The organism is Methylobacterium sp. yr668, assembly GCF_900116245.1.
GTDB lineage: Bacteria > Pseudomonadota > Alphaproteobacteria > Rhizobiales > Beijerinckiaceae > Methylobacterium.
Window position 1 is genome coordinate 35,913 of sequence record NZ_FOZY01000017.1, and the last position, 21,408, is coordinate 57,320.

29 protein-coding genes and 1 tRNA gene are annotated in these 21,408 nt (G+C 69.5%); 18 read left to right on the plus strand and 12 right to left on the minus strand.

Going from position 1 to position 21,408, the window contains the following annotated elements; all coding sequences use genetic code 11:
- Positions 1–13 precede the first annotated feature (13 nt).
- The 10 genes from BM419_RS20165 (at position 14) to BM419_RS20205 (ending at position 5,163) form a co-directional block, all read left to right on the plus strand.
- Positions 14–586, plus strand: a complete 573-nt coding sequence (locus BM419_RS20165; RefSeq protein WP_091927502.1) for a hypothetical protein — start codon at positions 14–16, stop codon at positions 584–586.
- Positions 583–1,182 (plus strand): hypothetical protein, encoded by a 600-nt coding sequence (locus BM419_RS20170; RefSeq protein WP_091927503.1) that lies wholly within the window; start codon positions 583–585, stop codon positions 1,180–1,182. The genes BM419_RS20165 and BM419_RS20170 overlap by 4 nt, the downstream gene beginning before the upstream one ends.
- A gap of 9 nt (positions 1,183–1,191) precedes the next feature.
- Positions 1,192–1,713 carry a hypothetical protein gene (locus BM419_RS20175; RefSeq protein ID WP_091927504.1) on the plus strand — a complete coding sequence of 174 codons (522 nt, stop codon included), beginning with the start codon at positions 1,192–1,194 and terminating at the stop codon, positions 1,711–1,713.
- Between the two features lie 13 nt (positions 1,714–1,726).
- The gene (locus BM419_RS20180; protein ID WP_091927505.1) at positions 1,727–2,092 is read left to right on the plus strand and encodes a hypothetical protein; all 366 of its coding nucleotides are present in this window, start codon (positions 1,727–1,729) and stop codon (positions 2,090–2,092) included.
- Between the two features lie 140 nt (positions 2,093–2,232).
- Entirely contained in the window at positions 2,233–2,628 is a 396-nt protein-coding gene (locus tag BM419_RS20185) for a septal ring lytic transglycosylase RlpA family protein (protein ID WP_091927506.1), read from the plus strand.
- The gene (locus BM419_RS20190; RefSeq protein WP_091927507.1) at positions 2,628–2,852 is read left to right on the plus strand and encodes a hypothetical protein; all 225 of its coding nucleotides are present in this window, start codon (positions 2,628–2,630) and stop codon (positions 2,850–2,852) included. The genes BM419_RS20185 and BM419_RS20190 overlap by 1 nt, the downstream gene beginning before the upstream one ends.
- Before the next feature lie 11 nt (positions 2,853–2,863).
- Positions 2,864–3,805, plus strand: coding sequence for a glycoside hydrolase family 108 protein (locus BM419_RS32725; RefSeq protein ID WP_091927508.1), 942 nt, complete (start codon positions 2,864–2,866; stop codon positions 3,803–3,805).
- A 1-nt stretch (position 3,806) separates the two neighbouring features.
- Positions 3,807–4,256 (plus strand): hypothetical protein, encoded by a 450-nt coding sequence (locus BM419_RS20200; protein ID WP_091927509.1) that lies wholly within the window; start codon positions 3,807–3,809, stop codon positions 4,254–4,256.
- A 28-nt stretch (positions 4,257–4,284) separates the two neighbouring features.
- The gene (locus BM419_RS32475; RefSeq protein WP_175556335.1) at positions 4,285–4,443 is read left to right on the plus strand and encodes a hypothetical protein; all 159 of its coding nucleotides are present in this window, start codon (positions 4,285–4,287) and stop codon (positions 4,441–4,443) included.
- A 159-nt stretch (positions 4,444–4,602) separates the two neighbouring features.
- Complete coding sequence (locus BM419_RS20205) at positions 4,603–5,163, plus strand: hypothetical protein (protein ID WP_139257091.1); 561 nt, start codon at positions 4,603–4,605, stop codon at positions 5,161–5,163.
- 136 nt (positions 5,164–5,299) lie between these two features.
- Here BM419_RS20205 and BM419_RS20210 read toward each other — a convergent pair whose 3' ends face one another.
- Positions 5,300–6,628, minus strand: coding sequence for a lipase family protein (locus BM419_RS20210; protein WP_175556336.1), 1,329 nt, complete (start codon positions 6,626–6,628; stop codon positions 5,300–5,302).
- A gap of 449 nt (positions 6,629–7,077) precedes the next feature.
- Here BM419_RS20210 and BM419_RS33260 point away from each other — a divergent pair, with 449 nt between their 5' ends.
- A complete protein-coding gene (locus BM419_RS33260; protein WP_280141968.1) occupies positions 7,078–7,212 on the plus strand; it encodes a hypothetical protein in 135 nt (44 codons plus the stop codon).
- 282 nt (positions 7,213–7,494) lie between these two features.
- Here BM419_RS33260 and BM419_RS31990 read toward each other — a convergent pair whose 3' ends face one another.
- On the minus strand, positions 7,495–7,701 hold the full coding sequence (locus tag BM419_RS31990) for a hypothetical protein (RefSeq protein WP_139257092.1): 207 nt from the start codon (positions 7,699–7,701) through the stop codon (positions 7,495–7,497).
- 543 nt (positions 7,702–8,244) lie between these two features.
- Here BM419_RS31990 and BM419_RS31995 point away from each other — a divergent pair.
- The 3 genes from BM419_RS31995 (at position 8,245) to BM419_RS20220 (ending at position 10,125) form a co-directional block, all read left to right on the plus strand.
- On the plus strand, positions 8,245–9,024 hold the full coding sequence (locus tag BM419_RS31995) for a hypothetical protein (RefSeq protein ID WP_139257093.1): 780 nt from the start codon (positions 8,245–8,247) through the stop codon (positions 9,022–9,024).
- A gap of 236 nt (positions 9,025–9,260) precedes the next feature.
- On the plus strand, positions 9,261–9,533 hold the full coding sequence (locus tag BM419_RS20215) for a hypothetical protein (protein WP_244540810.1): 273 nt from the start codon (positions 9,261–9,263) through the stop codon (positions 9,531–9,533).
- Between the two features lie 130 nt (positions 9,534–9,663).
- Positions 9,664–10,125, plus strand: a complete 462-nt coding sequence (locus tag BM419_RS20220; protein ID WP_091927512.1) for a hypothetical protein — start codon at positions 9,664–9,666, stop codon at positions 10,123–10,125.
- 216 nt (positions 10,126–10,341) lie between these two features.
- Here BM419_RS20220 and BM419_RS20225 read toward each other — a convergent pair whose 3' ends face one another.
- The 10 genes from BM419_RS20225 to BM419_RS20265 all read right to left on the minus strand — a co-directional run bounded on the left by BM419_RS20225 (position 10,342) and on the right by BM419_RS20265 (position 16,277).
- A complete protein-coding gene (locus BM419_RS20225) occupies positions 10,342–10,545 on the minus strand; it encodes a hypothetical protein (RefSeq protein ID WP_091927513.1) in 204 nt (67 codons plus the stop codon).
- The gene (locus tag BM419_RS20230) at positions 10,542–10,730 is read right to left on the minus strand and encodes a hypothetical protein (protein ID WP_091927514.1); all 189 of its coding nucleotides are present in this window, start codon (positions 10,728–10,730) and stop codon (positions 10,542–10,544) included. Before BM419_RS20230 ends, BM419_RS20225 begins: the two co-directional genes overlap by 4 nt.
- Positions 10,731–10,739: 9 nt before the next feature.
- A complete protein-coding gene (locus BM419_RS20235; protein WP_091927515.1) occupies positions 10,740–10,922 on the minus strand; it encodes a hypothetical protein in 183 nt (60 codons plus the stop codon).
- Positions 10,923–10,926: 4 nt separating this feature from the next.
- On the minus strand, positions 10,927–11,100 hold the full coding sequence (locus BM419_RS32485; protein ID WP_175556338.1) for a hypothetical protein: 174 nt from the start codon (positions 11,098–11,100) through the stop codon (positions 10,927–10,929).
- Positions 11,101–11,106: 6 nt separating this feature from the next.
- On the minus strand, positions 11,107–11,367 hold the full coding sequence (locus tag BM419_RS20240; protein ID WP_091927516.1) for a hypothetical protein: 261 nt from the start codon (positions 11,365–11,367) through the stop codon (positions 11,107–11,109).
- A 15-nt stretch (positions 11,368–11,382) separates the two neighbouring features.
- The gene (locus BM419_RS20245; RefSeq protein ID WP_175556339.1) at positions 11,383–11,853 is read right to left on the minus strand and encodes a GIY-YIG nuclease family protein; all 471 of its coding nucleotides are present in this window, start codon (positions 11,851–11,853) and stop codon (positions 11,383–11,385) included.
- Between the two features lie 131 nt (positions 11,854–11,984).
- Positions 11,985–12,059: transfer RNA gene (locus tag BM419_RS20250), tRNA-Gln, on the minus strand.
- An 82-nt stretch (positions 12,060–12,141) separates the two neighbouring features.
- On the minus strand, positions 12,142–13,719 hold the full coding sequence (locus BM419_RS20255; protein WP_091927518.1) for an aldehyde dehydrogenase (NADP(+)): 1,578 nt from the start codon (positions 13,717–13,719) through the stop codon (positions 12,142–12,144).
- Between the two features lie 59 nt (positions 13,720–13,778).
- On the minus strand, positions 13,779–15,449 hold the full coding sequence (locus BM419_RS20260) for a thiamine pyrophosphate-binding protein (protein WP_091927519.1): 1,671 nt from the start codon (positions 15,447–15,449) through the stop codon (positions 13,779–13,781).
- A gap of 129 nt (positions 15,450–15,578) precedes the next feature.
- Positions 15,579–16,277: a GntR family transcriptional regulator gene (locus BM419_RS20265; RefSeq protein ID WP_244540811.1), complete on the minus strand. Its 699-nt coding sequence runs from the start codon at positions 16,275–16,277 to the stop codon at positions 15,579–15,581.
- A 192-nt stretch (positions 16,278–16,469) separates the two neighbouring features.
- On the opposite strand from BM419_RS20265, the gene BM419_RS20270 reads away from it, so the two are divergent.
- The 4 genes from BM419_RS20270 to BM419_RS20285 all read left to right on the plus strand — a co-directional run bounded on the left by BM419_RS20270 (position 16,470) and on the right by BM419_RS20285 (position 21,381).
- Complete coding sequence (locus BM419_RS20270) at positions 16,470–17,189, plus strand: ribonuclease activity regulator RraA (RefSeq protein WP_012319094.1); 720 nt, start codon at positions 16,470–16,472, stop codon at positions 17,187–17,189.
- An 81-nt stretch (positions 17,190–17,270) separates the two neighbouring features.
- Complete coding sequence (locus BM419_RS20275) at positions 17,271–18,578, plus strand: MFS transporter (RefSeq protein WP_091927521.1); 1,308 nt, start codon at positions 17,271–17,273, stop codon at positions 18,576–18,578.
- 16 nt (positions 18,579–18,594) lie between these two features.
- On the plus strand, positions 18,595–20,325 hold the full coding sequence (araD, locus tag BM419_RS20280) for an L-arabinonate dehydratase (protein ID WP_091927522.1): 1,731 nt from the start codon (positions 18,595–18,597) through the stop codon (positions 20,323–20,325).
- A gap of 51 nt (positions 20,326–20,376) precedes the next feature.
- Complete coding sequence (locus BM419_RS20285) at positions 20,377–21,381, plus strand: SMP-30/gluconolactonase/LRE family protein (protein WP_091927523.1); 1,005 nt, start codon at positions 20,377–20,379, stop codon at positions 21,379–21,381.
- The last annotated feature ends 27 nt before the right edge of the window (positions 21,382–21,408 follow it).

A 21,408-nucleotide genomic window follows, 5' to 3' on the forward strand; every position in this document is an offset into this window, starting at 1 on the left:
AGCACCCAGCGTCGTGCGCCTGGAGACCCCGGGCATCCCGGGGCCGGCGGGGCCGGCCGGCGCCACGGGTCCGACCGGCATCACCACGGGCCTCGGCGTCATCACCTATTCGCATCAGGTGGCCGACCCGAACAGCGTCGACCCGGCCGTAATGGGCAGCCCGCTCGACGCGAACGTGCCGCTGCAGCTCGTGTTCGCGCCGGATCCGAACCTGACCCTCGACCATCTCAACCCGCCCTTCATCGGGCAGAGCTTCTGGGACGGCACCAAGGTGGTCGGGCGGCCATCGGCAGACCGCCTCGAGGTCCAGGTCAACCTGATCGTCCGTTCCCAGCGCGCGGGCGGCACGATCAGCCTCGAGGTCGACGCCGGCTCGCCGTTCGGGCCGATCACGTCGGACAACGCCGACCTCCTGAAGCCGGCCGGCGTGAATGAGCGGGTCACCCTGACGGTGAAGTTCGAGACGCTGACCTACGTCCAGGCCAACGGCGCCAAGCTGATGCTGACCTCGGACGTCCCGGCCTCGATCTTTAAGGAGAGCGTGGTGGTGGCCCCGCAGAGCACCTTCGTGCCGAGGACGCCGTGAACGCGCTGGGCTTCGACGCCATCCTCGCGCGGGTTCGTGTTGAGGGCGTCGCGGAGCTGTTTCAGCCCCGAGCCCTGGTCGCGACCGCCGCCGGGCCGATGATCACCGTGGCCCGAGCAACCACCGGTGAGGCATTGGTGTGCGCGCCCTACACGGCGATCGCCGGCCTCGACGGGACGACCTTCGCGGACGCTGCCTCCTGCCTCGCCTACCTCGTCCGGACGCTGGCGCAGCGCCCCGCCGGCGACGCGGTCGAGACGCCGATCGCCGCGACCGATCTCGGCGGCCAGCGCCTCGTGCGCCCGTTGGGCGACGGCTCCGTCGCCTACGCCTCCTGCGACGATCCCGATGGCGCGGCGGCGACGCTCGGCCTGACCCTTGGGGCGGCCGCAGCCGGCGCGCTGGTTGACGTCGTCACCCGCGGTCCGGTCGAGGAGCCGTCCTGGGCGTTCGAGCCAGGCCCGGCCTTCCTCGGGATCGACGGTACCATCACCCAGGTGCCGCCCTCGGGCGGCCTGCTTCTGCCGATCGGCCGCTTCGTCACGCCCACGCGCCTCGTGCTCGCGATCGGGCCCGCCGTCCTCCTCGCACCCTGAGAGATCCCCATGGCTGCTCTGACCGCCGTCCAGCGCCTTCTGGCGCAGGGCGTGAAGTCGCTCGTCGAATACGTGCCCGTGATCGTGGGCGGTGTCGCCAACGCCTTCCAGGTTGTGGCGCTCAACGCGGCCGGCCAACTCGACGTGACCATGATGCCGACCGGCGTCGGTCCGGACACGGAGCAGATGGTCGCCTCCGAGGCGCTCTCGGCCGGCGCCCTGGTCAACGTCTATGCGAACAGCGGCGCGCCGACCGCGCGGAACGCCGACGGCTCGACCACCGGCAAGCAGGCCGACGGCTTCGTGCTCGCGGCTGTCGCGGCTGGCGGGCAGGCCACGGTCTACCTGTCCGGGCTCAACACCGCGGTCCAGGGCCTGAGCCCGGGCCTCGCCTTCCTGTCCGATACCGCGCTCGGCGGCGTCGCAGCGGCAGGCGCCACCGCGGCCGGGCGCACTTTCCAGCAGGTCGGCGTCGCCACCCAGGCCGGGCACCTGCAGTTCGCACCGCAGGTCCCGGTCGTCCGCGCCTGAGGAGGCCGGCGCCATGCCCCGCCGCAAGCCTCTCGGGCTCGGCTCGTCCGGGCTGAGCGAACAGCCCGTCGCCACCTGGGCCAAGGCTGTCCCGGTCGCCGTCGGCGGCGCGGTGTCGGTCACCATCCCGGCCGGGATCTTCACGGCGCTTCCGGTCCTGCGCCACACGATCCAGGCCACAGGCGCGCGGGATTACGTGTTCCGCTGCTCCGCCCTGACGCTCAACGCCGACAAGTCGGTGGCCATCGCCGGCGTGATCCGCGAGTCCCGCACCATGCCGGCGGTTATCTCGCTCCTGAGCAGCCTCGCGAACTACGACCCGTTCCAGGCCGCGACCACAGGCGTCACGCTGCACCTGTCCGCCGAAGAGAGCGACTGAGCCCCGACCGTTCCCGAAATCTTCGGGAACGGTGGCGGGCCGCCGACCTCCGCCCTTTCGGATCGGAGCCGCCCCGCGCGCGGGGACCGGATGCCCCTGACGGGCCGCCCGCAGGTCCCACCACATCTCCGGAGACCACCATGATCCTCCAGCGCCTCGCGCTGCGGGCGGCGATCGCCTGCGCGCTGCTGCTCGTGCCCGGCCACGTCCGAGCCATGGAAGGCATCGCGTCGACCTACGGGCACGAGGTCTTCCGCATCAACCCAAAGGGGCTGACGGCCAACGGCGAGCGGTTCAGGCCGATGGGGCTGACGGCGGCGATGTGGGACGTCCCGTTCAACACCCGCCTTCGGGTGACGCACCTCGCGACCGGCCGGAGCATCGTCGTCCGGATCAACGACCGCGGCCCGCATCGTCGGCTCCGCCGGCTGATCGACCTGTCGACCGGCTCCTGCCGGGCGCTGGGCGCGTGCGGCCTCGCCCGGGTGCGGGTCGAGGTCGTGTCGTCCGGACGGCGCGTGGCGGACGCGCGCTGATGCGGGCTCAGGTCCTGGCGGCGATCGCCGCCGTCCTAGTCTTCGGCGTGCCGGCCGCAGCCACCGCCCGCCCGCACCTGCCGGCCCGGCCGGGCGCCGCGAGCCTCCTGGCCGCGGCGCCGATCGCGCCGAACGGCCTGCTCATCCACGATGCCGGCCGTCTGCGCACCCTTGAGCTCGACGAGCTCGCGCCGCTGCGCCTGCGCCTCTCCATCCCCTTCTGAGGACCTGACCGATGGCGAAGGACGGTTTCGCACGAGCCTATGCGCGCGTGCGCGTCTACGAGGGCGGCAACGTCGACGATCCGCGAGATCCCGGCGGCCGTACCTCGCGCGGCGTCACGCAGCGCGTCTACACCGCGTGGCTGCGCCGCCAGGGCCTGCCGAACGCGGACGTCTGGACCGCGACCGACGCGCAGATCGCCGCGATCTACCGCGCGCTCTACTGGGACAAGGCGGCCTGCGACGAGCTGCCGGCCGGCGTCGACTTCGTCGTCTTCGACGGAGGGGTGAACAGCGGTGTCGGGCAGTCGATCCGCTGGCTGCAGCGCAGCCTCGTCGGCTACCCGGGCGCGGTCGACGGCGCGATCGGCGACGTCACGCTGCACGCGGTCGGCCAGGATGAGGACAACGACGCCCTGATCGCGCGCTACTGCGCGGCCCGCCTCGGGACCCTGCGGGGCCTCAAGACCTGGCGGACCTACGGCAAGGGCTGGTCGGCCCGGATCGCCAACGCGCAGAAGATCGGCCAGGGCTGGGCCTCGGGCAGCGTCGGGCCCGCGCCGGTCGCCGTCGACCAGGTCGGCGGCCATCGCAAGGCGGTGGTGTCCCCGGAGACGATAGCCCGGCCGCTGATCTCGACGGCCTCGACCACGGTGGTGACCTCGGCCTCCGCGGTCGCCGCACCCGTGTCCGAGCTCGGGCAGCAGCTCGAGGTGATGCGCGATTGGTTCGCGTGGATGCCCTACGTCCTCGGCGGACTCGCGGTCGTCGCCGGCGTCGCCGGCATCATCGTGAAGTACGGGCACACGGCGGCCGACAAGGTGCAGGCGGGTTCCGCCACCCTGGTGGTGGACATGAACGCCGACGAGGACCTGCCCGCGGTCGCGGTCGACGATCCCGTCGCTCCGGAGGTGACCGCCGCCGCGCCGCCTGCGATCGCGTCGGAGGCGGCCTGACATGCGCGCCCTCCTGGATCGCATCAAGGGCCTCGCCGAGCGCGGGGCCGCCCTCCTGGGCGTCGGCGCCGTCGCCTTCGCCCTGCTCTCCGGCCTGACGCTGGGCTCGCTCCCCAGCGCCGGGCTGTCCTTCCTCATCGGCAAGGCGGCCGGCTACCGGCAAGCCGACCGGCAGGCCGAGATCAACCGCCTCGCCCGCGACGCCGCCGAGGCGCGCGTCGACGCGGCTGCCGCCCGGGCCGCCGAACAGGCCGCCCGGGCCGGCGAGGCCCGCAACGCGAGCGCCCAGGCGGCGGCGGAGAAACGCAATGTTGAATACGCGAAGCTTCTGCGCTCGCTCGGCCCGATGGGCGCTTGCGGGCTGTCTGACGCTGACATCGGCCGCCTGCGGGACAACGCGTGGGCTGTCCAGCGCGGCGCCCGGCGTTCGCACGCTGCCCCCGGTCGCTGACATCGTCCCGGCGCCGACGCCGCGGCCGGTGCCGAAACGCGGCGAGGATGCGCGTCTCTACGCGCGCCGCGCCCTGGACTACGGCGACGCCAACGCGGACGGCCTCGCCGATGCCGCGGACCGGTACGGAACGCTCGCCGACGCGATGAAGCATCCCGCGCCAGCGCCGGAAACAGCCGCGCCGTAGCCCTTCAAGCCCGTGAAAGTTTCACGGGCTTCCCCACCCGACATCCGGCCCCTCGCGCTCGCGGGACAAGCCTCTCTCCGCACGACCGGAGCACCGGCGCGCGGCACTCCGGCCTTGGGGGCCAGGATCATGACGCAGCAGCTCCAGCAGACCCAGCAGATGCAGATGCAGCCGCGGGACACGGATACGCGGCTCGGCATCCTGGAGACTGCCGTCTCCGACATCCGCTCGGTGATGCAGGACATCCGGAGCGATCTGAAGACCCGCAGCTCGATCAACTGGGCGCCGGTGAACATCATGCTCGCCGTGTGCACAGTCGCCGGCGGCATGTTCTTCACTTGGGTCAATTCGAACAACGGCCGCCTCGAGGGCGCGATCGCCAAGGTGGAGGCGCGTACCGAGGCTTACGTGCCGCGCCAGGACCTCGACACCCGCTTCGCCGTGGTGTCGCAGCGCCGGGACGATCTCCAGCGCCTGACCGATGCCCGGGTCGAGCGGGTTGAGCGCGACCTCGACACGATCACCAAGCAGCTTGTCCCGCGCGGCGAGCACGAGCAGATGTGGGCCGCCCAACGCGCCCGCGATGCGGATTTGCAGCGCCAGTCCGACCAGAACCGGCAGGGGCTCTACGACCTCAACACACCGCGCGACACCATCCAGGGCATGCAGCGCCGGATCGACGAGCTGGAGCGGGATGCACGGGCTCCCGCTCGGCGCTGAGTTTTGCAACACCGGCGCAGAGCGCGCCGATCATCTCGACGTGGCGCCCTGGCTTCGGCCAGGGCGCCTTTCGTCGTTTTAGCCCCGCCGGCACCGCCGCGCGGGGTTTTTCTCTGTCAGGGCGATCTCCCTACTTTCAGCCGGTCGCACGTAAGACCACGGCCCCAATTACGAAATTGTCGGCCAATCTTCGGACTAAAATGTTCTGATCTTCGGCTGTGCTTAGGGGTGGATCGAATTTACACTCAAACCCATGGTGTGAATTTCCAATTCTGGCAGTCATGAGATCTTGACGGAATTGGTCCGCGACAGCAATTTGGGCCGGGCAATCATTCACGAAAATCCCAATTTCTATTCCCGAGCTTCCGGCGCTGGAATCATAACCCCAGCCGCGGATAGAAGTGTGGCTTACTTCATCTATGTATCCCTGTATGGAATACGAATTGCCGAGCGTGCTCGCGTTCTCGTCGAGCACCCGATCGCGGAGGCATAGCGGGCCGAGAGTTAAGGCAAAAACGTCGTAAATCCCCGGCGTATGATTGGCCATAAGAAACTGAAAGTGCGTCTTGAACGGGCTTGTGTTGACTCTACGGTAGACCTGCGGCGACATGATCCGGCGGAATTCAGCAGAGCGTATAACGGGATTAGCGGCCTCCGCTTGCGACACGCGAAGATGTAGATCCCTCGACGGATTGAAACCAGGAAAATTCATCCAATCCTGCGGCGCTTGGTAATCGGCCCAAACAAGGGAGTTGGATGCCACTAAGCTCTCGATCTCAGCGCGTATTGGATGTGCGCCTGGCTGCATCGCTACGATCGGCAAGCTCGAACCGAGGGTTAGAAGAGACAGAGCTGGCCCATCACGACCGAGTTGCTTATCTCTAGCCAAGAGGCGCGCCGCAACTTCCGCAGCCGTGAGCGCGCCTGTCGAATGACCGACCAGCAGGATCTCGTCGATTTCAGCTCCGGAAATCTGCGATTGAATGTGATCGGTGAATGCCTCCAGCCTCGCAGTGTAGTCCGGACGGCGGCCATTGGCGTGCTGCCAATTAAAGACCCAGTCATTCATCAGCTGCCACAGGAATGCGCGCTCAAGCCAAGGCATCATCCGGTGCAGTGTCGCAAATCCAGCCGCGGCCCCGAGGGCCAGTGATATCCATGAAGGCCAGCCGAAAGCGGTGGTCAGCACCCGGTAACTCAGTGCCGCCAGTAGGAGCACAACGCCGGCGAGAAGGAGCGTCATTACGAACGGGTACAGAATGAGGCACCCGCACTTCCAACTTGCCTTGAAGATACGGAAGAAGGTCCCGTTGGCAACGACGCGCAGGAGCGCAAATGCATTGAAGAGGGCGCTGATGAATAGCGAGCGATCCATGTCTGCACGCACGATGTCGTCCCAAAGCATCACCGCATAGATTGTTTCGGTCTGTTTACTTTCGCCTACTCTGACGGTCCAGGTTTGCACCTGCTTATCTATACTTGAACTCGCAGTAGAGACGTGGGGTCGGCCAACTTTGAAAAGCCTCGCGTACCGCCGAAACTCGCGCACAAAAAGCGTCCGATAGCGCCGCTCCGCATCGGGGTCGTAGCCAGGAAAGTAGAAGAGAAGGCGCCGCCGAACCGCGGGGATCGGACGCAATGAGAGGAGCGGCGGCGTAGACGAAAGCGGCTTTGCCATTCCGCCGGCATACCAGTCCGAAATGGCTTCTCATACGGACCGCAACCGACATGGGACGCAGATCTTCACGCGGGGCTTTTTCGTTAACTTGAGGCCGGCATCCTAGCGTTGGATCCAAGCCCTTGCCCCCACTGGCCTGGATCTGGATCAGCCCGCCCGGTTCGCCGGCGCGGGCTTTTTCGTGCGGGTGAACGATCCGTCGACCTTCGCGTTGACCGCGAAAGCAGGAGCGCACGATGCAGAGCAGGTGGATGACTCTGGCTGAAGTAGCCGCCGATCGGCACCTGACCCTCGCTGAGGCCCAGAAGCTGGTCGACGAAAGCAACTGCCCGAAGGCCTTCAAGACCACCGGCACCATGTACCTGATCTGAGGCCGGCCCCACGACGATCACCGCCCGCCCGGCCTGCCGCCGGCGCGGGCTTTTTCATGCGCAGAATCCCGGCGCGGGACGCTCGCGCGGCCGGCGCCCGCACGGCGCGGTAACCGCTGCCGGCCATCCTGACGCCCAGCCAAGTTGCGTACCGGCTCGGCTCACACGCTGGTGAGATCGGACGCTCCCCCGCCCCCTGAGCAGATCGGGGCGGGGCCGAGCGGGTGATCTGCGCCCGAAGTCAAAGAGCGTCCCAGTTCTCGCTGAGACGCCCTTGCCAGTTCACGGAGTTGCGGCCGGAGGCTGATCCGGCGTGACCACGTGTGGCACGGAGGTCGACGCCTTATCGGGGGCCTTTGGCACCGCTGCGGTGATGAAGGCGAGGAGCACCATCCAGCCCCAACCTTCGCGGGTACGAAGTGCGAGCACCGTCGCGCAGACGATGCAGATGATCGGTAGCGCGTTCGCCACCAAGAGTGAGAGATCCATAGTCATTCCTAGAGCCACTACACGTGTGACCGCCGGAGACATTCCGACGGCCAGGATCACACGGTGATCAAGTGCTACTCACAGACCGCATCACGCTCGCCTGCACGCAGCTGTGCTGCGCCTATTGCGGCAGCGAGCGGAAGTGGCCGCAGACGTGTTCGATCTGACCGAACCGCCAGCGGACGTAGGGCTGAACCCACACCACGGCCGTTACCTTTCCATCTGAAAAGGCTTGCGGGGTGGGCGGCCGACGTGCGACTCTAGGAACTGTACGAGCACCTAGGAGTCGGGCCGACCGCCCGGTTGCTGGTCCTCTAGAAGGCCGGTTTCCCGTTGGCGCGGGGCCGGCCTTCGTCGTTTCAGCCCCATCGCACCGAGGATCGGAGCACTAGGGGCCAGACAGGTGTGGTCATCGCGACCTCCCGCCGTTGATGATAACGCCCAAGGCGCCGCCGTCAACACTTCTCCATCGCTTCTCCTGTTATTTCTCTTGCCCTTTCTCCCGCGGACGGTATCCTGCGGGAGAACTGACGGAGAAAAACGATGGCGGCCGGACCAGAACGCTACCCGTTTATTCCCTTGCGGAAAGCTTTGGATCGAGCGAAGCAACTATGGGATAAGGCTGGCGATCATCCAGTAGTGACCACCGATGCATTTGCCGTTTGGGGCTATAGCCCAAAAGCTAGTGGCGGGTCCCAGACTGTTGCTGCCCTAAAATATTATGGAATTGTGCAGGATATTGGCGCAAACGAGGCGAGAAAGATCAGGCTCACCGAAGAAACTAGACGTTACTTCCTCGATGAGCGCCCGGAGAAGCACGCAGAAGCGCATCGATACTTTGCCTTGAAACCCAAGGCACTTGCGGCGCTTTGGGCGCACTGGAAGGCGAAGCCTCCTTCTGAGCCTATCGCGCGGAGCACGCTCAAGCTCGATTTTGGGTACTCCGAGAATGCAGCAAATGAGTTGCTTGCTATCTATTCCGACAATCTCCTGTTTGCCGACCTAGCTGCTTCTGATAGCGTTTCTTCGCGGTCGGCAGGCGAGGCCGACGAAGATGCAGAGTGGGATCAGGCTCAGCCAAGCGGAGGCGGCTCAGCCCCACGAATGGAGGCGGCGATGCAGGAACCGCAACAGGCTCACATGGCGCAGCGACCGGGCGCGCATGTCGCGGCCGCAGGATCACGCGCCGATATATGTAACATTCCGGAAGGCGAAGTAGTTCTGAGTTTTCCAGAACGATTTAGTCAAGCCAGCCTCAAAGACATCGAGGCTTGGTTAGATTTCCAAAAAGCACGACTTGCTCGTTGGGCGACCGAACACTAGCTCTTTGCATCTCACAGTCTGATACGCGATGCGCTTGCCGACAATGCCGTCGAGCGCCTGTTCGTGCGCCCTCGTCGCTCGTAGCCCGGTAGGGTGACGCCTCGTTAAGGCAACGGGCCTACGCCCCCGCCATGTCTGGCCTCCCGCCCGCCGTCGCCTCCTGGCGCGACCAGATCGAGCGCTTGTCCGAGCACGCCTCGCCGTGCCGATACCTCACCCCGACACGATGGGCGGCGATGCGGGCGAACGCTCTGGCCTTCATCGACGAGCACGGCGCCGAGGCGCACCGGCTCGGCTGGACCGCGCCGCAGCTCTTCGGCGTCCATCCGCAGCACGGCTTCCTGCGCGTGGAGTATGCCGGCGCGCTGATGGTCAACGACAGCAAGGTCGTCGGCGTCGAGCCGGACCGGATCGTGTTCGACCGCTTCTCCGGTTACCGCACGAAGCCCGGTCAGACCTGGGGGCCGCCGGTCTGGGAGTTCGCGGCGCGGGTCAGCCGAAGCGCCTGACCGGTCTCGGCTTTCCGAACGTCATCCACACCGCTCCACCATGATCTCGTGCGCCTCGGCCGCCGCCGGTTGAAGCGCGCCGCCGCCTCGGGCTTGTTCCGTATTCGTTCGCGAGCGGAGGGCCACCAGAATGGGGCGCCTGGGGGATGCGGGGCCCGGTCGGGTGTACGTCGACTGCGCGACCTGCAAGCGCTCGGGCCGCTACACCGTCGCCAGCCTGATCGATCGCTACGGGGCAGACATCTCGTCGCTCGACCTGCTCCGGCACCTCACGGCCTCGTGCCGCTTCCAGCGCGCGCCCGGGGCGCCACCCGCGCGGAAGTACGAGCGCCTCTGCCTCGCCGCGATCACGCTGCCGCCGGCCGCCAAGCAGATCCCGCCGGTGCCGCCCGGCGTACCCTACACGGTCGAGATCTGGCGCGAGACCGGCGGCAACGTCGAGCTTCACCTCGCGACCATCTACCCGCTGTCGATGGCCAAGGCGGCGTTCGATGCCGCATGCCTGGAATGGCCGATGCACGAGGTCACCCTGCGAGATCGAGCGCGGATCATCGAGAGGCGGGAGCGGCCGCCGCGGAGCGCCACCGCGTGACGTTCCGGCGCAACTCGCTGACCGCAAGGCCTTCAGCCTCCAGGCGCACCAGTGCGCCAGCGGCGCGCATGGCGCGCTCCCGGCCGGGGATTCCGGCGCGCTCGGCGAGTTCGGTGGCGGTCGACGGCTCGGACGTCAGCGCCGCCAAGACGCGACGGCGAATGTCGTGACGAGGCCGGGCGCCTCGAGGCGATGGGGCTTTCGGCACCGGCTGGGCTACGCTGATGCTACGATCATGCGCTGGCGGGCCGCGTCGAGCCGGTCCCCATCGTCCTGGTCCGGCAGATCAGCAGCGATCTGCTCGACGATCTCCCACGTGGCGGCCTCGTCGAGGCCGAGCCCACGGGCGAACCCGCCGAGCCGGCGCATCATGCGCTGGGTAGTGGCCTGATGACGTAGAAGCTCGGCTTCGTCGCTCAAGGCTTTGTCACCCGGCGTCGCCGCTTCGGCGGCAGGGCCTTATCGACGATTTGTTGGATCATCTGGATGATCGGCTCGGCCCGTGTCCCGTAAGTCGTCTCGCACGAGCCCTCGATGAGCGCCCTGATGTGCTTGAGCGCCTCGACCGGATCTATCGGCGGCGGGGGATCGGTCTCTGCTGACATCGAGCAGACCTATTGCCGGTCGCTCGGCGAGTCGATGAGGCCGAGCCGCGCTGCCATCGCGAGCAGCTCCCTGCCGCTCAATCCCTTGCCATCGACGATCCAGAACGCGAAGCCAGCGCCCATCGGCTCGACCGAGTGACCGGCAGCGATCAGCGCCTCTGCGGCCTTCGTGATCGGATCGGTCTCGCTCATCCCTTCACCGACTGAGGCGACGCCGGCTCGGCCACCAGAAGCGCGGGTTAACGAGGACAACCAGCGCCAGGATGTACAGGCCAAGCCCAGCCCATGCTCCGAGCCTGAAGGCCTCGAAGCCGAGCGCCAGTCCGGCCACCAGGATCGCGATCATCCATCCGAGAGCAGTTGGGTTCATCCTCGCTCATCCCTTCACCGGATGCGCCAGCAAGATCGCGGTCCGGACCATGTTGCGCTTCCAGGCCGGCTTGTCGGTGGTCAGCGCCTCGGCCGCGCGGGCGTTCGTGCGGATCGTCTCGACGAGGTCGAGGGTCCAGCCCTTCGCGAGCGGGTAGGCTTCGGTCGACAGATCCGCGAGCACCGCGTCGACCGCGGCGTCGATCTCCTGGTCGGTGACCTCGGCGGCCTTGCGAAGCTCGGAGACGGTCGGCGGTTCCTTGGCCATTCGGGACTGTGCCTATCAAGCTGCGCGGAGGCCGGCTGTGCGGTGCTGCTCGACCCACTCGGCGACTTCGTCCCTCATCCAAAACCACTCGCCCCTGATGCGATGCTGAGCGAATTTGCGATGGAGGGCGCGCTCCTCGCTGATCGAGCCAGGGCAGCTGCCGAACAGCGTTAGATCTTCTGGACACCTAATCTGCAGGGCGGCAAGCCGCTCCAGAGGCGACGAGACGGCCCATCCGATCTTGACCTTATCGCCGTACCCGATGGCGTAGATCGAGCCGCGCGGCCTGCTCGGGGTGGAAGACATCGGTCCGAGGCTGCCGCGAACAGCGTGCTCATGGCTGCGTGAGCCGACCGACAAAGCCCAGTCCCGGAACCGTTCGCGAGCGATCGCCTCGTGATGCGTGCCGAGCGATCCTCGGTGCTCTCGACCGTTGACGGTCACCCGTCCCCACCAAGTGCGTCCGCGCTGATAGATCGTTGCCATCACCCACCTATCGAGAGCTGGCCGAACTGGCATGCCAACTTGTGCCGGGGTATGTGCGCCGGAAAAACACCTTCTGTTCCGGGGTGTCCGTTATGTCCCGGTCCTGAGGGCTTTGTTTTTCCTCAGGTTTTTGGCTGGGGCGCCAGGATTCGAACCTGGGAATGGCGGTACCAAAAACCGCTGCCTTACCACTTGGCGACGCCCCAAGGTGAGCGGAGGCTGTCTAGACGCCGCGCCCGCCCCTGGCAAGCGGCGGATCGCGGCCGTCCGGCCCCTGCCCGAAGCGGCTCAGCGGCGCTCGGGCGTGCCGTCGATCCGGCGGGGCAGGCCCAGCGGGTTGGCGGCCTGGAGCGCCGCCGGCAGCAGGGCGTCGGGGACGTCCTGATAGCTGACAGGCCGCAGGAATCGGTCGATTGCGAGGCTGCCCACCGAGGTCGTGCGCCCGTCCGAGGTTGCCGGGTAAGGCCCGCCATGCACCATGGCGTGCGCCACCTCGACACCGGTTCCGAACCCGTCCACCAGGATCCGGCCGACGCGGCGCTCCAAGAGCGGCAGCAGGTCCCGGGCGGCCGCGTGATCCTCCGGCGCGAGGTGCAGCGAGGCCGTGAGCTGACCCTCCAGACGCTCCAGGACCGCCCGCATCGCGGCGAAGTCCGCGCAGCGCACCACGAGCCCCGAGGCGCCGAACATCTCCTCCTGCAGCTCGGGATCCGCCAGGAACACGTCCGAGTCCGCGGCGAACAGGGTCGCCCGGCCCTGGGTCGCCCCGCCCTCCGTGCCCTCGGCGATGCGGGTGACGGCGGCGTGGCCGGCCACCCGCGCCACGGCCTCGCGGTACGCGCGCTGGATGCCGGGCGTCAGCATGGTCGCGGCCGGGCTCTCGCGCAGGGCCGCGCCGGCCGCCTCGAGGAAGGCGTCGAGACCCGGACCCGGCAGCGCCAGGATCAGGCCGGGATTGGTGCAGAACTGTCCGGCGCCGAGCGTCAGCGAGGCCGCGAAGGCCTTGCCGATCGCGGCACCCCGCGCGGCGAGCGCGCCGGGGAACAGCAGCACCGGGTTGATGCTGCTCATCTCGGCGTAGACCGGGATCGGCGACGGGCGCCCGGCCGCGATCGCCATCAGGGCGGTGCCGCCCCGGCGCGAGCCCGTGAAGCCGACGGCCGCGATCCGGGGATCGGCCACCAGCCCCTGCCCGATCGACTGGCCGGCATCGAACAGCAGCGAGAAGGTCCCCTCCGGCAGGCCGCAGGACGCAACCGCCTTCTGGACGGCGCGGCCGACCAGTTCCGAGGTGCCGGGATGGGCGGGATGGGCCTTGACCACCACCGGGCAACCCGCCGCCAGGGCCGAGGCGGTGTCGCCCCCCGCCACCGAGAAGGCCAGCGGGAAGTTCGAGGCGCCGAACACCGCCACCGGGCCGACGGCGATCCGGCGCAGGCGCAGGTCCGGACGGGGCAGCGGCTTGCGGTCCGGAAGGGCCGGGTCGATCCGCGCCTCGACGTAGCTGCCCTCGCGGACGACGCCGGCGAACAGGCGCAGCTGGCCGACCGTCCGGGCGCGCTCGCCCTCGATCCGCGGCCGGGGCAGCCCCGTCTCGGCCATGCAGCGAGTGACGAGGTCGTCCCCGATCTCCAGGATGTTCGCGGCGATCGCTTCCAGGAAGCCGGCCCGCGCCTCCGGGTCGGTCTCGCGGAAGGTGTCGAAGGCGGCCTCGGCGAGCGCGCAGGCCCGGTCGAGGTCGCCCCGGCTCGCGCCCGGGAAATCCGGCTCCAGGGCCTGTCCGGTGGCCGCCTCGACGGCCCGGAAGGCCGCCTCGGTGCCGCGCCGCGCCTCGGCGCCGATCAGGTTCTCGCCGCGCAGGGTCATGAGCTGCTCCTCTCGGTGGGGGTGCGGGCGGGCCGCACCGGGACGGCGCGCGCGGGCGGTCAGCCCCGCTGCGCCGCCAGGGCCTTCTCGCGGATGGCCGCGAGGGTCATGGTCGGGGTGAGCGCCTCGGGATCGACGAGGCAGTGGATCATGGCCGGCAGCCCGGAGGCGATGCCGCGCTCGAAGGCGGGGGCGAACTCCTCGGTGCGCTCCACCCGTTCGCCGTGGCCGCCGAAGGCGCGGGCCAGCGCCGCGAAGTCGGGGTTGCGCAGCTCGGTCGCCGAGACGCGGCCGGGATACTCGCGCTCCTGGTGCATCCGGATCGTGCCGTACATGCCGTTGTCGAGCACCACCACCACGACGGCGATCCCGTACTGAACCGCGGTCGCGAATTCCTGCACGGTCATCATCACGTCGCCGTCGCCGGCCAGCGCCACGACGATCCGCTCCGGGCGGCTGCGCTTCGCCATCACGGCGGCGGGCAGGCCGTAGCCCATCGAGCCGGAGGTCGGTGCGAGCTGCGTGCCGAAGGCGCGGAACCGGTAATAGCGGTGGACCCAGGTGGCGAAGTTGCCGGCGCCGTTGCAGATCACCGCGTCCGGCGGCAGCCGCTGGCGCAGCCACGCGATCGCCGCGCCGTACTGGAACGCGCCGGGCTTCGGCTCAGGCGTCTCGGACCACGCGCGGTAGGCGGCATGGGCCTCGGCGGCGCGGCCGGTGCCGGTGGCCTCGAACTCCGGCAGGACCGCGCAGAAGGTCTCGGGCGCCGCCTCGATCGCCAGCGCCGGCTGGTAGACCCGGCCGAGTTCCGCCGCGTCGGCGTGGACGTGGACCAGCGGCAGGCCGGGATCGGGGATGCCGAGAAGGCCGTAGGATTGCGCCGGCATCTCGGAGAGGCGCCCGCCCACCATCAGCAGCAGGTCGGCCTCTCGGATCCGGGCGAGCAGCGCCGGGTTCGGCCCGATCCCGAGCTCGCCCGCGAAGTTCGGGTGGTCGGCGGGGAAGAGCTGGGCCCGCCGGAACGAGACCGCCACCGGCAGGTCGTGGCGCTCGGCCCAGGCGGCCAGGGCGGCGACGGCGCCTTCCGTCCAGCGGGAGCCGCCGAGCAGCACCACCGGCCGCCGCGCCTCCGCCAGCATGGCCCGCAGGCGCGCGAGATCGTCCCCCGACGGGGCCGGCGCGGCCGGGACGACGCGCGGCGCGTCCGGCACGGCCACGACGTCGTCGAGCATGTCCTCCGGCAGGGCGACCACGACGGGGCCCGGGCGGCCCTGCAGCGCGACCCGGAAGGCCCGGGCGAGGATCTCCGGGATGCGCGCCGCGTCGTCGATCTCCACCGCCCACTTGGCGACGCCGCCGAACATCTGGCGGTAGTCGACCTCCTGGAAGGCCTCGCGGTCGCGCATGCGCCGGGCGATCTGGCCGACGAACAGGATCATCGGCGTCGAATCCTGGCGGGCAATGTGCACGCCGGCGGAGGCGTTGGTGGCGCCGGGCCCCCGGGTCACGAAGCAGATGCCAGGGCGGCCCGCGAGCTTGCCGGCGGCCTCGGCCATGATCGCCGCGCCGCCCTCCTGCCGGCAGACCAGCACGTCGATGCCGCTGTCGCGCAGGGCGTCGAGCACCGCGAGATAGCTCTCGCCGGGGACGCAGGTCACGCGCTCGACGCCCTGCGCGCGGAGCTGGTCGACGAGCACCTGCGCGCCGGTGCGTGGGGGCAATCCGCTCAAGCCGTTCCTCCCTGGCGCTCGGGCCGCGTCCGGGACATGGCGCCGGGATCGGCCGTGGATCCGCCCGCCGCTGAGATGCGTCTGATATCCCAGTCTCAGAATAGGGGCGGGTTCGGGGCGGTCAACCTGTCAGACCAGGGGGCGCCGGTCGAGGGCCCGGCGTGTCATCCGGTCGAGAAAGTCGAACAGCGTCCCGATCCCGGCAAGGGCCGCCCCCGCGTCGCGCGCCGCGATGCCCGACACGATCGCCGCGTGGATCGCCGCGCAGTCCGGGAAGCTCGCGGTCGGCTCGTAGGTGTACCAGAACCGTCGCGACTGCGCGTGCAGCGCCGCCATGGTGCCGGCGAGCGTCGGGTTGTAGGCGGCGCCGACTAGCCCCTCGTGCAGGGCGCGCTTGTGCCGGAAATACGCTTCCCGGTCGCGGGCCTCGGCGGTGCGGCGCAGCCCGCCGACGCGATCCAGCAGCCGCGCCATGTCGTCCTCGGTGCCCCGCGCGATGGCGCAGCGGGCCACGGTCTCGTCGAGGGGCCGCCGCACCTCCAGCAGCTCGAGGTGCCTGATGATGTCGACCTGGGTGACGAGGACGCCGCGGCGCGGGTGGACCTCCACGAACCCGATCGTCTTCAGCCGTGCCAGGGCCTCGCGGACCGGGGTCCGGCCGAGGCCCAGCTCCGCGCCGAGTTCGCCTTCGGAGACCATCGCGCCCGGCGCGAGGCGGCGGCTGATGATCATCTGCTCGATGGCATCGTAGGCGGTCTCGGCGAGCGAGCGCGGCCTGCGCGCCTCCGCCGCCGAGGCGCTGCCGCCCGCAAAGTCCAATTCGGCCAAGGGCTTCCCCGTCGATCTCCGCTCGGGTCGGTCGCGACCCGCGCCGGTTGACAATGGCGCGGCGCCCCGTGTTACTCAAGAGCTGGGATATCAGTCTGCGCCCAGCGCGGACGGGAGCCAAGGCCGGCGCAAGCGACGCGTGATTGTCACCGTCCGCGGGTGCCGAGACCGAGGCCCGGGGAGGAGAAGCGAATGTCCGGGTTGTCCCCTGAGACGCGCGCCAAGCTGAAGACCGTCAGCACGGCCACGCTGATGACCGCCCTCTACAAGCGCGGCTTCCGCAACCAGATGATCCAGGGCGTGCTGCCCCTGAAGGCCGGCGGCCCGACGATGGTCGGCGAGGCCTACACCCTGCGCTACATCCCGGCCCGGGAGGACCTGAACCCGATCACGGTGTTCCGCGACCGCGCGCACCCGCAGCGCAAGGCCGTGGAGGAGTGCCCGCCCGGCGCCGTGATGGTGATCGACAGCCGGAAGGACGCCCGGGCCGCCTCCGCGGGCTCGATCCTGGCGACCCGGCTGATGGTGCGCGGCTGCGCCGGGCTCGTCACCGACGGCGGCTTCCGCGATGCCGACGAGATCGCCCGGCTGGAGATGCCGAGCTACCACGCGCGCCCGTCGGCGCCGACGAATCTCACGGTCCACCAGGCGATCGACATCAACGTGCCGATCGGCTGCGGCGACGCGCCCGTCTTCCCCGGCGACGTGATCGTCGGCGACGGCGACGGGGTGGCGGTGATCCCGGCCCACCTCGCTGACGCGGTCGCCGACGAGGCCGTGGAGATGACCGCCTACGAGGATTTCGTCACCGAGGAGGTACGCAAGGGCCGCACAATCCTCGGCCTCTACCCTGCCACCGACGAGCAGAGCCTCGCCGATTTCGCCGCCTGGCGGACGCGGACCGGCCGCTGAGCGTGCCGCACCGGCCCGCTCCGGCCCGGCCCGCGATCGGCAAAGGGCCGGGACGCGTCGGATTCGGCTCGGGGGGACGCCATGGCGGCGGGGTTGCGCGGGGGCGATGCGGCGCCGGAGATCGAGCGGCGGACGGTCGCCAAGGTGTCGCGGCGTCTGCTGCCGCTGATCGTCCTCATCTACTTCGTCGCCTACATGGACCGGACCAACGTCGGCTTCGCGGCGTTCGGGCTGAGCCGGGAATTCGGGTTCTCCGCCACGGTCTACGGCTGGGCGGCCGGCATCTTCTTCCTCGGCTACGTCATCTTCGAAGTGCCGAGCAACGTCCTCCTGGAGCGCGCCGGGGCGCGGCTCTGGATCGCCCGGATCATGGTCACCTGGGGGCTGGTGGCGGGCAGCATGGCGCTCATCACCGGCCCGACGAGCTTCCTCGCCCTGCGCTTCCTGCTGGGCGTGGCCGAGGCCGGCTTCTTCCCCGGCGTGATCCTGTACTTCACCTACTGGTTCCCGAAGCGGTACCGGGCGCGCGTGGTCGCCGCGCTGTTCCTCGCGGTCCCGGGCTCGAACGCCCTCACGGCGGTGATCTCGGGGGCGCTGCTCCAGCTCGACGGGGCGCTCGGCCTGCACGGCTGGCAGTGGCTGTTCCTCCTCGAGGCGGCGCCCTCGATCCTGCTGGCCTTCGCGGTCCTGGCGCTGATGACCGACCGGCCCGAACAGGCCGCGTGGCTCACGTCCGAGGAGCGGTTGTGGCTCGGGACCGCGATCGCGGCGGAGCGGGACGGCACGGTCCGGGCCCACGGGCCCTTCACCCTGGGGCAGGTCCTGACCGACCGGCGCGTGCTCGCGCTGGGCGCGATGTACTTCAGCATCGGTACCGCCACCTACGGCATCACCTTCTTCCTGCCGCCGATCCTGAAGAGCCTGCACCTCACCGACTGGGAGACGGGGGTCGCGACGGCGGTGCCCTACGGCGTCGGGACCCTGGGCATGATCGCCTGGAGCTGGTCGTCGGACCGGCGCGACGAGCGCCGCTGGCACTTCGCGATCGCCGCGCTGGTCGCCGCCCTCGGCCTCGTCGTCTCCGGCCCCATGCTCGGCAGCCTCTGGGCGCTCGCGGCGATGTCGGTGGCCACGATCGGGCTCTACGGGAGCAAGCCCGCCTTCTGGGCGATGCCGGGGGAGTTCCTGGCCGGGCCCGCGGCCGCCGGGGGGATCGCGCTGATCAACGCGATCGGCAATCTCGGCGGCTTCGTCGGCCCCTACGTCCTGGGCTGGCTGAAGGATTATACCGGGACCTACGAGGCCGGCCTCTATTTCCTGGCGGCTTGCGCGCTCGCCGCCGCGGCGATCACGCTCGTCGCGGGCCGCCCGGCCGGGTCGAACGCGTGAGACCGGAGACAGAGCGATGACCGCGCGCAAGAAGACCCTGGAGGATCTGCGCAGCCAGCGCTGGTTCGGCGCCACCGACCTGCGCAGCTTCGGCCACCGCTCCCGCATGCTGCAGATGGGCTACGAGCGGGCGGATTTCACCGGCAAGCCGATCGTCGGCATCATCAACACCTGGAGCGACATCAACCCCTGCCACCAGCATTTCCGCGAGCGCGTCGAGCACGTGAAGCGCGGCGTCTGGCAGGCGGGCGGCTTCCCGATCGAGCTGCCGGCGCTGTCGCTGTCGGAGAACTTCGTCAAGCCGACCACGATGCTCTACCGCAACCTCCTGGCCATGGAGGTGGAAGAACTGCTGCGCCAGCACCCCGTGGACGGCGCGGTGCTGATGGGCGGCTGCGACAAGACCACACCCGGCACGGTGATGGGCGGGATCTCCATGGACCTGCCGATGGTGTTCCTGCCGGCGGGACCGATGATGCGCGGCCATTTCGGCGGGACGATCCTGGGCTCGGGCTCGGATGTCTGGAAGTACTGGGCCGAGAAGGAGGCCGGGAACATCACCACGCAGGAATGGAACGACATGGAGGCGGGCATCGCCCGCTCCGCCGGAACCTGCATGACCATGGGCACGGCCTCCACCATGACGGCGATCACCGAGGCCCTGGGTTTATCGCTGCCCGGTTCGGCCTCGATCCCGGCGGCCGACGCCGACCATCCGCGCATGGCCGGCGCCTGTGGCCGGCGCATCGTCGAGATGATCTGGGAAGACCTGAAGCCGTCCGACATCCTCGACCGCCGCTCGGTCGACAACGCGCTGGTGGTCCACAACGCGCTCGCCGGCTCCACCAACGCGATGATCCACCTCGTGGCCATGGCCGGTCGGGCCGGTATCCCGGTCAAGCTCACCGAGTTCGACGAGTTCGCCCAGAAGGTGCCGGTCATCGCCAACCTCCGGCCCTCGGGTCAGTGGCTCATGGAGGATTTCCACATCGCGGGCGGCATCCGCGCCCTGATGGCGCGCCTGTCCCCCCTCCTCCACCTCGACGCCCGCTCGGTCACCGGCGGCACGATCGGCGACGGGGTGGCCGGCATGCGGGTGTTCAACGACGACGTGATCCGGCCGCTCGACCGGCCGATCGTCGCCATGGGCGGGACCGCGATCCTGTACGGCAACCTCGCTCCCGACGGCTGCGTGATCAAGCCGCCGGCCGCCGACCCGCGGCTGCTGCAGCACACCGGTCCCGCGCTGGTCTTCGACAGCTACGACGCGATGAGCGCGGCGGTGAACGACCTCGACCTCGACGTCACGCCCGACCACGTGATGATCCTGCGCAATGCCGGCCCGATCGGCGGCCCCGGCATGCCGGAATGGGGCATGCTGCCGATCCCCAAGGTGCTGCTCCGGCAGGGCGTGCGCGACATGGTCCGCATCTCGGACGCGCGGATGAGCGGCACGAGCTACGGCGCCTGCATCCTGCACGTGGCGCCGGAATCGGCAGCGGGCGGTCCGCTCGCGGCCGTGCGCGACGGCGACCTCATCTCCGTGGACGTGCCCGGGCGCCGGATCCACCTGCACCTCGACGACGCCGAGATCGCGGCGCGGGTGAAGGCGTTCCGGCCGCCGGACCGGTCTTATCCGCGGGGCTACAACCGGCTGTTCGCCCAGCACGTGCGGCAGGCCAACGAGGGCTGCGATTTCGACTTTCTGGAGGGCGCCGGGGGGATCCCGGAACCCGAGATCCACTGACCGGCCCGAGCCGTCGGCAACAGGCGGCGGGCCCAACCACAGGGAGGTAACATGGTGACGATCGCGCGCAGGGGCCTGCTCGCCGGAGCGGCCCTGCTCGGCGCCGCGCGGGCGGTCGGGGCCGGCTGGGAGCCGTCGCAGCGGGTGCCGGACCCGGCCGTCGAGATCCTCGACCCGGCCTTCGCCAAGTACCGGCTCGCCTCGGCAACGGTGGAGCGGGTCGCCACCGGCTTCCGCTGGGCCGAGGGGCCGGTCTGGTTCGGCGACATGGGATCGCTGCTGTTCAGCGACGTCGTCAACGACCGGATCATGAAGTGGGAGGAGGCGTCCGGCGCGCTCTCGGTGTTCCGCAAGCCGTCGAACTACGCCAACGGCAACACCCGCGACCGGCAGGGCCGGCTGGTCACCTGCCAGCACAGGACCCGCAGCGTCACCCGGACCGAGCACGACGGCAGCATCACCACGCTGATGGACCGGTTCGACGGCAAGCCGCTGAACTCGCCGAACGACGTGGTCTGCCATTCCGACGGTGCGGTCTGGTTCACCGACCCGGCCTTCGGGCCGAACCCGCACGAGTCGATGGCCGCGCCGGAGCTTCCCGGCAACGTCTACCGGATCGATCCGAGGACGGGACAGGCCAGCGTCGCGGTCGAGGGCGTGGCGGGTCCGAACGGGCTCTGCTTCTCGCCGGACGAGTCCAAGCTCTACCTCATCGAGGCGCGGGCGAAGCCGAACCGCCTGATCCGCGTCTACGACGTGGTCGAGAACGGCACCAGGACCGCGAACGGCCGCGTCTTCTACGATGCCGGGACCGGCACGCCGGACGGCTTTAAGGTCGACGTCGACGGCAATCTCTGGTGCGGCTGGGGGATGAGCGAGGCGGAGGACGGGGTCATCGTGCTCTCGCCTCAGGCCAAGCTGATCGGCCGGATCCGCTTGCCGGAGCGCTGCGCCAACCTGTGCTTCGGCGGACTCAACCGCAACCTGCTGCTGATGACGTCCACGCACTCGGTCTATTCACTGTACGTGAACACGCGGGGTGCGGGGACCTGCTGAGGTTGGATGGGCGGCTCGCGCCGCCCT